12 protein-coding genes are annotated in these 13,133 nt (G+C 61.9%); 3 read left to right on the top strand and 9 right to left on the bottom strand.

What is annotated here, in order from left to right; genetic code table 11:
* Positions 1-22: 22 nt before the first annotated feature.
* The 6 genes from ACR0NB_RS10860 to pdxR form a co-directional block, all read right to left on the bottom strand.
* A complete protein-coding gene (locus ACR0NB_RS10860; RefSeq protein ID WP_480775660.1) occupies positions 23-895 on the bottom strand; it encodes a dimethyl sulfoxide reductase anchor subunit family protein in 873 nt (290 codons plus the stop codon).
* Between the two features lies 1 nt (position 896).
* Positions 897-1,646, bottom strand: coding sequence for a 4Fe-4S dicluster domain-containing protein (locus tag ACR0NB_RS10855; RefSeq protein WP_480775659.1), 750 nt, complete (start codon positions 1,644-1,646; stop codon positions 897-899).
* 112 nt (positions 1,647-1,758) lie between these two features.
* A complete protein-coding gene (locus ACR0NB_RS10850) occupies positions 1,759-4,578 on the bottom strand; it encodes a molybdopterin oxidoreductase family protein (RefSeq protein WP_170525769.1) in 2,820 nt (939 codons plus the stop codon).
* A gap of 90 nt (positions 4,579-4,668) precedes the next feature.
* Positions 4,669-5,676 (bottom strand): phosphate acetyltransferase, encoded by a 1,008-nt coding sequence (pta, locus tag ACR0NB_RS10845; protein WP_480775658.1) that lies wholly within the window; start codon positions 5,674-5,676, stop codon positions 4,669-4,671.
* 21 nt (positions 5,677-5,697) lie between these two features.
* Complete coding sequence (gene xsc, locus ACR0NB_RS10840) at positions 5,698-7,473, bottom strand: sulfoacetaldehyde acetyltransferase (protein ID WP_093964302.1); 1,776 nt, start codon at positions 7,471-7,473, stop codon at positions 5,698-5,700.
* 125 nt (positions 7,474-7,598) lie between these two features.
* Positions 7,599-9,059: a MocR-like pyridoxine biosynthesis transcription factor PdxR gene (pdxR, locus tag ACR0NB_RS10835; protein WP_170439354.1), complete on the bottom strand. Its 1,461-nt coding sequence runs from the start codon at positions 9,057-9,059 to the stop codon at positions 7,599-7,601.
* 143 nt (positions 9,060-9,202) lie between these two features.
* Between pdxR and ACR0NB_RS10830 the strand changes: the two genes are divergently transcribed.
* Both ACR0NB_RS10830 and ACR0NB_RS10825 read left to right on the top strand, forming a co-directional pair.
* Positions 9,203-9,511, top strand: a complete 309-nt coding sequence (locus ACR0NB_RS10830; RefSeq protein WP_093964304.1) for an ArsR/SmtB family transcription factor — start codon at positions 9,203-9,205, stop codon at positions 9,509-9,511.
* Positions 9,504-10,532 (top strand): permease, encoded by a 1,029-nt coding sequence (locus tag ACR0NB_RS10825; protein WP_480643007.1) that lies wholly within the window; start codon positions 9,504-9,506, stop codon positions 10,530-10,532. Before ACR0NB_RS10830 ends, ACR0NB_RS10825 begins: the two co-directional genes overlap by 8 nt.
* Before the next feature lie 41 nt (positions 10,533-10,573).
* Here ACR0NB_RS10825 and ACR0NB_RS10820 read toward each other — a convergent pair whose 3' ends face one another.
* Both ACR0NB_RS10820 and ACR0NB_RS10815 read right to left on the bottom strand, forming a co-directional pair.
* Positions 10,574-10,963, bottom strand: coding sequence for a hypothetical protein (locus tag ACR0NB_RS10820; protein ID WP_170341377.1), 390 nt, complete (start codon positions 10,961-10,963; stop codon positions 10,574-10,576).
* A gap of 50 nt (positions 10,964-11,013) precedes the next feature.
* Complete coding sequence (locus ACR0NB_RS10815) at positions 11,014-11,775, bottom strand: DUF1013 domain-containing protein (protein WP_170342353.1); 762 nt, start codon at positions 11,773-11,775, stop codon at positions 11,014-11,016.
* Positions 11,776-11,905: 130 nt separating this feature from the next.
* Between ACR0NB_RS10815 and ACR0NB_RS10810 the strand changes: the two genes are divergently transcribed.
* Entirely contained in the window at positions 11,906-12,547 is a 642-nt protein-coding gene (locus tag ACR0NB_RS10810; protein WP_480775657.1) for a ribonuclease T2 family protein, read from the top strand.
* Here the strand turns inward: ACR0NB_RS10810 and ACR0NB_RS10805 are convergent.
* Positions 12,544-13,032 (bottom strand): hypothetical protein, encoded by a 489-nt coding sequence (locus ACR0NB_RS10805; RefSeq protein WP_480775656.1) that lies wholly within the window; start codon positions 13,030-13,032, stop codon positions 12,544-12,546. The two genes, ACR0NB_RS10810 and ACR0NB_RS10805, sit on opposite strands and share 4 nt — an antisense overlap.
* Positions 13,033-13,133 lie beyond the last annotated feature (101 nt).

Below are 13,133 nucleotides of genomic sequence, written 5' to 3'. Positions count from 1 at the left end.
CCTTGCTTGTCTGCAGAGCGACTTAGCGCTTGCCGTAGTACAGCCCGACCACATGTTCGGCCTGGGCAAAGAACAGCCAGCGCGAAGTCGCGATACCCGCCATATGAGACAGCACCGCCAGCGTTCCGACCAAGTGGTTGAACGGTAGGATCAACAGGCCGACGGGAACCACGAAGGCCAAGGCAAAGGAAATGGCCCGCAGCTTGTCTGCGTGTTTGCGTCCGACAACGTGAACGAATTCGCGCAGCAGATAGTTGGTTCCTGTATGCGGCGGTTCAAACGCGCGGACAGAACCCCTGTCGCCAAGGCCAGTTGCCGTACCAAGATTGGTTCCCGAGTTGGCCAAGGCCTGATCGCCCGAACGCCAGTACAGAATCTGAACCAGCGCGGCGATCAACAGCAGCGGGATCGCAAATGCGGTCTGCCCCGCCAGAAGCGCGCCACCGGCCACGCTGAAGCTCAGAAACATCACGGGCGTCAGCGTCAGGTTCCACCGCGGGATCGTCTTGAGTTGGGTGTAGATCATCGAGGTCGTGAATACGGTCGCCAATGAGAGCAGCGAACCGATCAGACCCAGACCGGACCAGCGCTGGTCCAGAAAGATCACGCCGATCGCATAGAGCCCCATGACCAACAGGGCCAGAACTGCGCACCAGCCCTCGCGGCTGAGCCAGCTTGTCTTCCATTGGGTAAACGCCTTGAGCGCGCGCTCGGGGTGGCCGAGGTGAAAGGTCGAGGCCATGAGCCCACCCACGGACAGCGCATAGGCGATGGCGAAGAACACGAAGGCCACCCAGCCCGAGACATTCGGAAAGCCGAGGCCCAGGAAGAACAGCAGGCCGAAGCCCAGCCCCGACAGAGTGGTGAACAGGATGACGGAAGGTGCGGGATGCATGTCAGAGCTTCTCCAATGCCTTGTCCAGCCAGCCAAGGAAGCCCTTCGGTTCGTCGGCGACCGGCGCCAGCAGGGGCGCCAGGATGTCGATCTGCTCTTCGACCGTATCCTTGGGGCGGGGTGGCAGGTATTTGTTGACCGGTTTGGTGCCCATTTCGGGCATCAGATCCATTCCGCCGCGCTCGGCCACCAGTTGGCTGACCTCGCTGTTGGGGTCGCCCAAGTCACCGAAATGGCGGGCGCCTGCGGGGCAGGTCCGCACGCAGGCGGGAACGCGGTCTTCCTCGGGCAGGTTGTCGTTGTAGATGCGATCGACGCACAGGGTGCATTTCTTCATGACGCCCTCTGCGGCGTCCAGTTCGCGCGCGCCATAGGGGCAGGCCCAGGCACACAGGCCGCAGCCGATGCAGTCGCTTTCGTTGACCAGTACGATCCCGTCCTCGACCCGCTTGTAACTGGCGCCGGTGGGGCAGACGGTGACGCAGGGCGCATCCTCGCAATGCAGGCAGGACTTGGGAAAATGGATCAGCTGGGCGGCACCTTCGGCCGGCTGCACCTCGTAGGAGTGCACTCGGTTCAGGAATGTGCCCGAGGGGTCCGCGCCATAGGCGTCCTGATCGGACAGGGGGGCGCCGTAGTTCTCGGTGTTCCAGCCCTTGCAGGAGATCACGCAGGCATGACAGCCGACGCAGGTATCCAGGTCAATGACCAGGCCCATTTTTCGCTCGGTGGATTGGGGAAGTTGGGTCATGGCGTCTGCTCTTTGTCGAGGGCCGGGGCCGAAAGGGGGGCAGCCCCCTCCTGAGCCGCTCGGCTCAATTCATCCCCGGAGTATTGCGGGCCAAATGGAGTGTGGGGCAGCGTCATTTGCCAACCTTCCATGCGAGATCCTTGGGGCCGGTGCCGACCGGAGATTTGGTTGGCGGGAATTCCGGTTGGCTTTGGGCGTCTGCCGGTGCTTCGGCTTTTTCGATCTTGACCTTGAGGTCAAACCACGCGGCCTGTCCGGTGATCGGGTCGGAATTGGCCCAGCGAAGACCGTCGCCCTTGGGTGGCAGCAGTTCGTGGATCAGGTGGTTGAGCAGAAAACCCTTGGTCGCCTCGGGTGCGTCGGGCTGCAACGCCCATGCCCCTTTGCGTTTACCGATGGCGTTCCATGTCCAGACGGTGTTGTCGTTCAACGCCGCCATTTCCATCACCGGCACAGTGATTTCTCCGTGCGGAGAACTGACTTTGGCCCAGTCCCCGTCCTTCAGTCCCTGTTCGCGCATCAGCTTGGTGGGAACATAAAGCGGGTTGCGCCCGTGCAGTTGCCGCAACCAGGCATTCTGCGTGCCCCAGCTGTGATACATCGCCATGGGGCGCTGGGTCAGGGCGTTTACGGTGAAGCCTTCGTTTCCGGTCTGGTCGGTCTCGTACCAGATCGGAAGCGGGTCCATGGTTTCCGTGATGCGGCCGCGCAGGTGGTCGGGGGGCTGGCGGTCACCATGGCCTTCGGCCGCCAGCTGGAACTTGCGCATCGGTTCGGAATAGAGCTGGAACAGGTAGGGTTGCGGGCTGTCATACAGGCCCATTCCCACTGCCCAGTCCTGATAGGCGGCGTTCCAGGGTTTGTAGAACAGGGCCTCGTCCGGGATGTGTTCCAGGTAGAAGCCGCCATTCTCGATATAGCGGTCCAGTTGGTTCGGGTTCACGTCGCCTCGACCCACCTGCGAGCCATCTGCGCCGCGGAATCCAGCCAGTGGGCCGATGCCTGGCTTGCGCTGATGGTTGACCATGTAGTCAGCGTAGTCCGTATACTTGGCCGAGCCGTCCTCATCGGTGAAACCCGGCAGACCCAGCTTGTTGGCCAGCTGGATCAGCACCGTCTGAAATCCGCGCACGTCGCGATCGGGTTCGATCACCGGCCAGCGGATCGCATCTGCGGCGCCGTCGGCCTCGCAGATCGGGCGGTCGAGGAGCGAGATGCAGTCATGCCGCTCCAGATAGGTGGTGTCGGGCAGGATCAGGTCGGCATAGGCCACCATTTCCGAGGAATAGGCATCGGAGTAGATGATCCGCGGAATCACGTAGTCTCCGTTGTCATCCTTGTCCGTCAGCATCTCGATCACGCCCTTAGTGTTCATGGTCGAGTTCCAGGACATGTTGGCCATGTACATGAACAGCGTGTCGATCTTGTAGGGATCGCCCGCGTGAGCGTTCGAGATCACCATGTGCATCAGCCCGTGGCTGGACATCGGGTTTTCCCAGGTAAAGGCCTTGTCGATGCGCGCCGGGCTGCCATCGGCCTTCAGGGCCAGATCTTCGGGGCCGCGCACGAAACCCAGATGCGGGCCGTCCAGGGGCGAGTTTGGCGTGACCTTGCAATGGGGGGTCGGGTGCGCTTCGACCGGCTTCGGATAGGGCGGCTTGAAGCGGAACCCACCCGGGACTTCGATCGTGCCAAGCAGGATCTGCAGCACGTGCAGCGCGCGGCAGGTCTGGAATCCGTTGGCATGGGCCGAAACGCCGCGCATCGCGTGCATGGCCACCGGCCGGCCGATCATCTTGCTGTGCTTTTCGCCCCGGAAGTCAGTCCATTCCTGGTCCAGCTCAAAGGCCTCGTCAAAGGCGACGCGCGCCAGTTCACCGGCAATGGCGCGGATCCGGCTGGCGGGCACGCCGCAATCCTCGGCCACCGCTTCGGGGGCGTATTCGTCGCTGAGGTATTTTTCCGCCATCAGGTGAAAGACCGGCCGGTGGGTGATGCCGTCCATTTCATAGGTGGCGGTCAGGTCCGGCCGGACGCCCGGTTTGTCGAAGGCCGTCGGTTGCCCCGTGACCCGGTCAATCACCAACGGCTTGCCGTCCGCGTCCCGCAGAAACAGGCCCTTTTCAGGGCCTTCGGCGGCGTTTACCAGCACAGGGGCGTTGGTATAGCGGCTCAGGTAATCCAGGTCGATCTTGCCGGCCTTCATCAACACATGGATCAGCGACAGGATGAACAGCCCGTCGGTCCCGGGCGTGATGCCGACCCAGTCATCGGCAACTGCGTTGTAGCCGGTGCGGATCGGGTTCACCCCAATCACGCGGGCACCACGCGCCTTGATCTTGCCGATACCCATCTTGATCGGGTTGCTGTCATGGTCTTCTGCCACGCCGAACAGCATGAACAGCTTGGTGCGGTCCCAATCGGGCTGGCCGAATTCCCAGAACGCGCCGCCCATCGTATAGATTCCGCCGGCCGCCATGTTGACCGAGCAGAAACCGCCATGGGCCGCATAGTTGCAGGTGCCGAAATTCTGGGCCCAGAAGCTGGTGAAGGATTGCGACTGGTCGCGGCCGGTGAAAAAGGCGAGCTTCTCGGGGTTGTCCTCGCGCAACGGTTTGAGCCAGCCGACGGCGATGTCCAACGCTTCGTCCCAGCTTATTTCCTCGAACTCACCTGACCCGCGCGGACCCACCCGCTTGAGCGGAGCGCGCAGGCGTGACGGGGCGTTGACCTGCATGATGCCCGCGCTGCCTTTGGCGCACAGAACCCCCTTGTTCACCGGGTGGTCACGGTTGCCCTCGATGTAAGCGACCTTGCCATCCTTCATGTGGACGTTGATCCCGCATCGGCAGGCACACATGTAGCAGGTTGTCTTGCGAACCTCGTCCGAGACCTTGGGAGACGTGTCGAGGATTGGCTGCTGATGGGTCATTTGCGGATCCAGTCGTTTGCGTCGGGACGAACTTGTCACTTTCAGCCCGGATTTAGAATACTGTTCTGACGATGGCGCCAGATTTGATGGTCATGTTCCCAATGCCTGCAGCACGGTCACGGCGATCATCTGTTCGACATCCTCGGCGCTGCAGCCGCGGGACAGATCATTCGCCGGTCGGGCCAGACCCTGCAGCACCGGACCGATCGCCATGTATCCACCGATCCTCTGGGTGATCTTGTAGCTGATGTTTCCCGCGTCCAAATTGGGAAAGATCATGATGTTGGCCTTTCCGGCCACTGTCGATCCCGGAGCCTTTTTCTGGCCGACGGGGGGGTGAAAAGCCGCGTCGAATTGCAGCTCGCCGTCGACATGCAGCTCGGGATGCTGTTCGCGCAAAAGACGTGTTGCCTCGGTGACCTTGTCGACACCGGGATGTCTTGCGCTGCCTTTGGTCGAAAAGCTCAGCATCGCCAGCGACGGCTGTTCCCGCAGGATGGCCCGGGCCGACTGGGCCGAGGCGGCTGCGATATGGGCCAGCTCCGATGCGGTCGGATCAATCACGAGCCCGCAATCGGAAAACAGCATCGCGCGCGCATCAGGTCCGCCCTGGTCCGGCGGGTACATCAGGAAAAACGAGGACACCAATCCGGCATCCGGGGCCAGGCCGATCACCTGAATCGCCGTGCGAACTACATCACCGGTCGTGTGGACAGCGCCACCGACCGTTCCCGTGGCGCGCCCTGTCCGGACCAGCATGGCCGCGTAGACCAAGGGCGTTTCGGCGGCGGACCGGGCAGACACCGCATCCACGCCCTTGTGCCGGCGCAGATCGTGGTAGATGGCCGCGAACTCCTCGGTCAGCGGCGACTCGGTCGGGTCATGGATGGAAAGGCCATCGCCCGGTGCGGCGCCCTGCGCCAGCAACTCGGCTTCGATTTCTGCCCGCGGACCGACAAGGATGATGTCGGACAGCCCTGCGGACCGGACGGCTAGCGCCCCCGCAACGATGCGGGGATCACTGCCTTCGCTCAGAGCAACGACTGGCCGGATTGCCGGAGCTTGCTGACGCAACAACTCGATGGGTGTCAGGGTCATCCGCTCCAGCTCCGTGCCCGCTCAGACCTGCTGCGGCACCATGTCGTCGGCCGAAATGCCGGCCACTGCCACAGGCTTTTTCATCGCGTCGCGGCGGAACGGCTCACCCAGTTCCTGGTTGATCAGGGCTTCGATCAGGGTGGTGATGCCGTTCTTCTGGTCTTCGATGGCCTGGTTCAGGGCGGCGGTCAGCTCGTCCATGGTGCGGGCGACGACACCCTTCAGGCCGCAGGCTTGGGCGATGCCGGCATAGGACACTTTGGTGTCCAGTTCGGTGCCCACGAAATTGTCGTCGAACCACAGGGTCGAGTTGCGCTTTTCCGCGCCCCACTGGTAGTTGCGGAACACGATCTGCGTCACGGCCGGCCATTCCTCGCGGCCGATGGCGGTCAGCTCGTTCACCGCGATGCCGAAGGCGCCGTCGCCGGCAAAACCCACTACGGGCACGTCCGGGCAGCCGATCTTGGCGCCGACGATGGCGGGCAGGCCATATCCGCACGGTCCGAACAGGCCGGGGGCTAGATACTTGCGACCTTCCTCAAAGGACGGGTAGGCGTTGCCGATGGCGCAGTTGTTGCCGATGTCCGAGCTGATGATGGCTTCTTTCGGCAGCGCGGCCTGAATGGCGCGCCATGCCATGCGGGGGCTCATCCAGTCGGGCTTGGCCGCGCGTGCGCGCTCGTTCCAGCTGGTGCCCGGATCGTCATCCTCGTGGTCCATGCTGCTGAGCTGCTGGGCCCAACGCGACTTCTTCTCGGCAATCTTGGCCTTGCGCTCGGCGCGGCCTTCGTCTCCGGCCGTGTCGCTCAGCTGCGCCAAGATGCCATTTGCCACCTTGGCCGCGTCGCCGACGATACCGACCGAGACCTTCTTGGTCAGGCCGATCCGGTCGGGGTTGATGTCGACCTGGATGATCTTGGCGTCGGCCGGCCAGTATTCCATGCCATAGCCCGGCAGGGTCGAGAACGGGTTTAGGCGCGTGCCGAGGCACAGGACCACGTCGGCTTCCTTGATCAACTCCATCGCTGCCTTGGACCCGTTGTAGCCCAGCGGACCGGCAAACAGCGGATGGCTACCGGGGAAGGCGTCGTTGTGCTGGTAGCCGACGCAAACCGGCGCATCCAGACGCTCGGCCAGGGCCTTGGAGGCCTCGATGCCGCCTTTGGCCAGCACCACGCCCGCTCCGTTCAGGATCACGGGGTTCTTGGCGTTCGACAGCAGTTCGGCGGCCTTTGCGACTGCGGTTTCACCGCCTGCGGGACGCTCGAAATCGACGACCGCGGGCAGTTCGACGTCAATGACCTGAGTCCACATGTCACGCGGGATGTTGATCTGGGCCGGGGCGCTGGCGCGCTTGGCCTTCATGATCACGCGGTTCAGAACCTCGGTGACGCGGGATGGATCGCGGACCTCTTCCTGATACGCGACCATGTCCTCGAACAGCTTCATCTGCTCGACTTCCTGAAAGCCGCCCTGTCCGATGGTCTTGTTCGCGGCCTGCGGGGTGACCAGCAGCAGCGGCGTGTGGTTCCAATAGGCGGTTTTGACGGCAGTGACGAAGTTGGTGATGCCGGGACCGTTCTGCGCAATCATCATCGACATCTTGCCGGTGGCGCGGGTGTAGCCGTCGGCCATCATGCCGGCGCTGCCTTCATGAGCGCAGTCCCAGAACATGATCCCGGCCTTGGGGAACAGGTCCGAGATCGGCATCATGGCCGAGCCGATGATCCCGAACGCGTGTTCGATGCCGTGCATCTGCAGAACCTTAACAAAGGCCTCTTCTGTCGTCATTTTCATTTGGACGCTCTCCGAGCAATGGTGGAAACGGTCAGGCGATACGCCTTGGCTTGCCATTGGTTTTGGCGCAACGGGGGCATCTGGGTTAGGGCCAGACACGGCGCCGGAGTAGGTCCAGTGTGGCCTCAGCAGGCCCGGATCGCGGCCGCAACCCGCTCGATTCCGGCGGGTATCCGGTCAGCCGAGATTGAGGAATACCCTAGGCGGTAATAGTTCCTTGGCCGATCCGGCCCCGAGAAGAACGCAGCGCCCGGCTCGATATGAACACTCTGATTTTGAAGCGTTTTCGCCAGTTCTGCGGTGTCAACATGGTCTGGTGCCTTCATCCACATCGACGATCCACCAAAGACGCCGCGCCCTGCCACGGTCAACCCGTTCGCCTCGATCGCGTCCTCGATCGTCTTGCGCCGCTGCATCAAAGCCTTGGACATACGCCGTATCTGGGCGTCATAGTGCCCGAGCGACAGGAAATAGGCCGCCGTTCGCTGGATATGGCCGGGTGGGTGTCGGAAAACGAGCGACCGCAGCGCGCGGGCCTCGCGTATGAACGGTTCGGATCCGACCATGTACCCCAGCCGCAGTCCCGGGAACAAAGACTTGGAAAAGCTGCCCACGTAGACCACACGCCCGTCCTTGTCCAAGGACTTGAGCGCCGGGGAGGGGGCACCCAGGAAGGCCATCTCAAACTCATAGTCATCTTCGACGATCATCGCGTCCAGTTCGCGGGCACGTTTCAACAGGTCGTGACGCCGGGCGACGGGCATTGTCGCGGTTGTCGGGCATTGGTGGCTGGGCGTGGTGTAGATTACGTCGGTGCCGTCCGGGATGGACTCGGGCGGCAGCCCATCCTTGTCCACCCGCAATGGTGTCATCGAGGCATCCGAGCAGCGCATAAGCTCGTGCAGAGCGTAGTAGCTGGGATCCTCGATCGCAGCCTTGCGCCCATGGCCCAGAAGAATGCGCGAGGTCAGCCAAAGGGCGTTCTGAGCGCCCAGCGTGATCAGGATTTCTTCGGGCCGAGCGGCGATACCGCGGCGGGGCAAGGTGTGGCGGGCAATGAACTCGATCAGCAACGGATCGTCCTGATCCACGTAGTCGCCGGTCAGCGAGTCGAAATCCTTGTGGCCAAGGGCCCGAACGGCGCAGAGGCGCCAGTTCGCATGATCAAACAGGGTGCGGTCGGCCTGGCCGTAGATGAACGGATAGCTATATTCCCGCCAATCCGGTGGCTTGGCCAGAAAATCACCCTCGGAAAAGCGGCGGGCCAGTGCGGCGTCCCAGTTGACGGTTTCTTCGCTGCGCTGAACCGGTGTGTATTTCGGTGGCACCGGCGCGTTCTGTGACACGTAGTACCCGGACCGGCCTTTGGCCGTCAGATAGTCATTTGCCAGCAACTCGGTATAGGCCAGCGTCACCGTGATGCGGCTGACACCCAGATGCGCGGCCAGTTTGCGCGACGACGGCAGTTTCTCACCGACATGAAAGCGGCCTGACAGGATGCCCTCGGCAATCATCTGCTGGATCTGCGCCTGCAGAGTGCCCTGACCGCCCGGTTTCAGAAAGAAGGTATCGACCGAAATTCCCATGCCTCGTTATATGTTGGACTTAAGTGCAGGGCAATCTGGACTTATTCAGGATCAATGGAAATTTACCCATACGGTTGACACGAGCTTTGCTCATCACTAAAAAACTAAAAAACTAGAAATCTAGTTTAATGGGAGATAACCAAATGTGGGAAAAAGCTGCTGCAGGGTTTTCGGCGATGGGGTCCGAGGCGCGATTGCAGGTGCTCAAGACCCTTGTGCGGGCCGGACAGGCTGGTCTGACGGTCGGAGAGATCCAAAGTCGGACTGGGATGGCACCGTCCACCCTGGCTCATCACCTGCGATTCCTGGCGGCAGGCGGCGTGGTCGAGCAGGAGAAATCCGGGCGGACCACAATCAACCGAGCATGTTTCGATGAATTGAGATCACTGGCGCAGTTCATCCTCAGCGAATGCTGCGCGGATGAATCCAGAAAGGTCGCAAACGATGGCTGAATTGACCCAATCCCCGAAGGCCGTTGGTCAAACCCTGTCCGGTCTGCTGAAGACACCCTGGGCCCTGATCGTGGCGATCCTTGTGCTTGTGGCCATTCTGGACCCAGGCAATTGGGTGAACGTCACGACTTTTGCAGCCAAGGCTCTGGTGCACACCGGTCAGTACATCCTGTTTGCAGTGCTGTTGCTGTCCTACCTCAAGGCCAGCGGGGCCGAGACTATGGTTGCCCGGGCCTTCGAGGGCCGCGAAACCCGGATGATCCTGCTGGCCGCTTTGTTTGGCGGGTTGGCTCCGTTCTGCTCCTGCGAGGTGATCCCGTTCATCGCAGGCCTGCTTGCATTGGGTGCGCCCTTGTCGGCGGTCATGGCCTTCTGGCTGAGCTCGCCGTTGATTGACCCGCCCACGCTTTTGATCACGGCGGGCGCTTTGGGCTGGCCGTTTGCGATCGGCAAAGCCGTTGCCGCCGTTGCACTGGGATTGTTCGGCGGGTTCGCGGTGCGTTTTCTCATGCGTCAGGGTGCCTTTGCCCAACCTCTGCGCCACTATGAACCGGCCGGATGCTGTGGCTGCGGTCCGAAGAAAGACACGCTGCTTTGGCGCTTTTGGCAAGAGCCCGAACGCCGCGTCCGGTTCCGTCGGGAATTCGTGCAGAACGGCCTGTTCCTGCTGAAGTGGCTCGCTCTGGCCTATGTGCTCGAGGCGCTGCTTGTCAGCTATGTTCCGGCTGATCTGATCGCGCGGCTGGTTGGTGGCGACGGTGCGGTGCCGATCGTGATCGCCGCCTTTGTCGGGATGCCGGCCTACCTGAACTCGTACGTCGCGCCGCCGCTTCTGGCCGGCCTGATGGAGCAGGGGATGAGCGCGGGCGCGGCGATGTCCTTCATGATCGCCGGGGCCGTCAGTTCCATTCCGGCCATGGCGGCTGTCTGGTCTCTGGTCAAACCCCGTGTGTTCGCAGCCTATATCGGGCTTGGGATCAGCGGAGCCATTGCAGCCGGGATCCTGTTCCAGCTTTTGTAAGAAGAAAACCGCCCGGAGTATTCTCCGGGCGGTTCTGCATATCAGCTTGCGCCGCAGTTGCTTGGCAATTTGAACCGATAGCGCGGTTCGCCGCTGTCCACGAAAACCCGTTTTTCCACACAGGCCGTGGTTCCGACACTGCGCGCGATCGGCGCCTCGGTCGCGGTGATTGAAGTTGCCGATCCGTCCGGCAATCGAACCGACGCGATGACCCCGTTCTTGAGATCACCATTGATTGGCGTAGCCGACAGTACAGGAACGGTCATATACGCTTCGTGTTCGTGTTTCCCATCGCCGCTGAACAGCAGCAGACCGGCAGCTACGGCGATAACGGCCACGCCGCCCAGAATGGCCAGTCCCTTGGTTTTTGCGAAAGCGTAAATCGAAACCGCCCGGTGCGGCCCGAAGATAGACGATAGAATGTTCAGCATGGTCCAGTTCCAAAAAGGCCCCGGTCCATCGGACCGGGGCCAGCACAGTGTCAGTTGCGCAGATCGTCCTCGTCGTCTTCTTCGGCGCCGCCCTTGGGCAGGTTGAAGAAGCTGTCGGCATCCACCACTGCTTCGTCTTCTTTTTCCTCGTCGCCGTCATCGGACAGCGAGAAGGTTTCCAGCCCCTCGATCGCCGTGGGGATCTTGGGAGCGGCATCCATTTCCAGCGACTGTTCGGTCGAGACCAGCTTGCGGCGCTCGTCATCGCTCATGACGCCACCTTCCGCGGCCTTCTTGGCGGCGGCTTTCTGGACGGCGGCATCCAGTTCGGACTGTTTGCACAGGCCCAGCGCGACCGGGTCGATCGGCTGCATGTTGGCGATGTTCCAGTGGGTGCGCTCGCGGATCGACTGGATCGTGGGCTTGGTGGTGCCAACCAGTTTGGCGATCTGGCCATCGCTCAGCTCCGGGTGGAACTTGACCAGCCACAGGATCGAGTTCGGGCGGTCCTGGCGCTTGGACAGCGGCGTGTAGCGCGGACCGCGGCGCTTTTCCTCGCCGGCGGCGGCCGGGTTGAACTTGAGCTTCAGCTTGTGCAGCGGATCTTTCTCGGCCTTGTCGATCTCTTCCTGTGTCAGCTGGTTGTTGGCGATCGGGTCGAACCCTTTGACGCCTGCCGCCACATCGCCATCAGCGATGCCTTGCACTTCCAACTCGTGCATGCCCACGAAATCCGCGATCTGCTTGAAGCTGATCGTGGTATTGTCCACCAGCCAAACGGCGGTTGCCTTGGCCATCAGGGGTTTTGCCATCAGCCCGTCTCCTTTGAATACATCTGTCCCGTCGCCGGAATTCGGCGGCCCCGTGGTCTTGGGGCAGGTTTCCGTTGTCGGGGAACTTGGCCCGTATATAGTCGTGCAGATGCAAGAAGGGAAGAGGCGAATGCGCTGGGCGTTATTGGGGCTGCTGGTGTGGATTTTCGGCGCGATGGCCGCGCTGGCCGATGGCGAGAAGTCAGGCGAGTTCGACTATTACGTCCTGTCGCTGAGCTGGTCGCCCAACTGGTGCGCCCGCGAAGGCGACGCGCGCGGATCCGACCAATGCGATGCGCGCCACGATCACGGCTGGATCCTGCACGGGTTGTGGCCGCAATACCACCAGAGCTGGCCGTCCTATTGCCCGACAGCCAAGGCTCCGCCGTCCCGTGCAATGACCCGACAGATGGAAGATATTCAAGGCAGTTCGGGTCTGGCCTGGCACCAGTGGAAGAAACACGGCACCTGTTCGGGCCTGTCCGCAGCGGACTACTACGCGTTGTCCCGGCAAGCCTATGACCGCATCACCCGACCGCCGGTGTTTCGCAAGTTGGACAAAGCCGTGAAACTGCCGGCGCGCGTGGTCGAGGATGCCTTCCTCGACGCCAATCCGGGGCTCGAGCCGGACATGATCACCGTCACTTGCAAGCATGGTTACATCGAAGAAGTGCGCGTCTGTCTGTCACGTGATCTGGACCCGGTGCCCTGTGGGCGGGACGCGGTCCGTGATTGCACCGCTTCGGATGCGTTGTTCGATCCGATTCGCTAGAGCTTCTTGTTCTGGCAGTCCCGCGCATAGTCCAATGCCTTGGCGGTGCCTTTCAGATCGATCGCCAAAACCCGCTCGCCCGCGGGGTTGTAGATCGTCATCGTCTTGTTCTGGGCGATGGCCGCAACAAAGTTCCGGTCGGTGAAGAACACGGTCGCACCGGGCACCCGATCCTGCTTGAACCCGATGGCTGTGGCGTCAAAGCTCTTGCCGTCCAGCTCGAACCGGATCGGATAGGATTTGCCGGGCTCGATGTTGCCCCACCCCTTGTGGAAAACGGTGAAATAGCCCCGATTGTCCAGAGCATCATAGCCCAGGCGCACCACGGACAGGTCCTGATACACCGTCTGGATCAGGCACCCGTTGCCCAGATTGGGGTCCATCATGATGTTCCACCCTTCGACGAACCCCTTGTCGACCAGTTGCTGTGACCACGCGGAAGTGGCGGTGACGGCGGCGAAGGTCAGGGCGAGAAGGCGTTTCATGGCGGGTTCCGATATCAAATGGGTCAGGCTAGGGCATAGTACACGGTGCGGGGTCGACGGAAAGATCATTCTAGGCATCGGCAGCAGTGCATGATGATCTA

Source organism: Ruegeria sp. CG3 (assembly GCF_056537205.1).
This window is presented reverse-complemented; position numbering and strand designations above follow the sequence as displayed.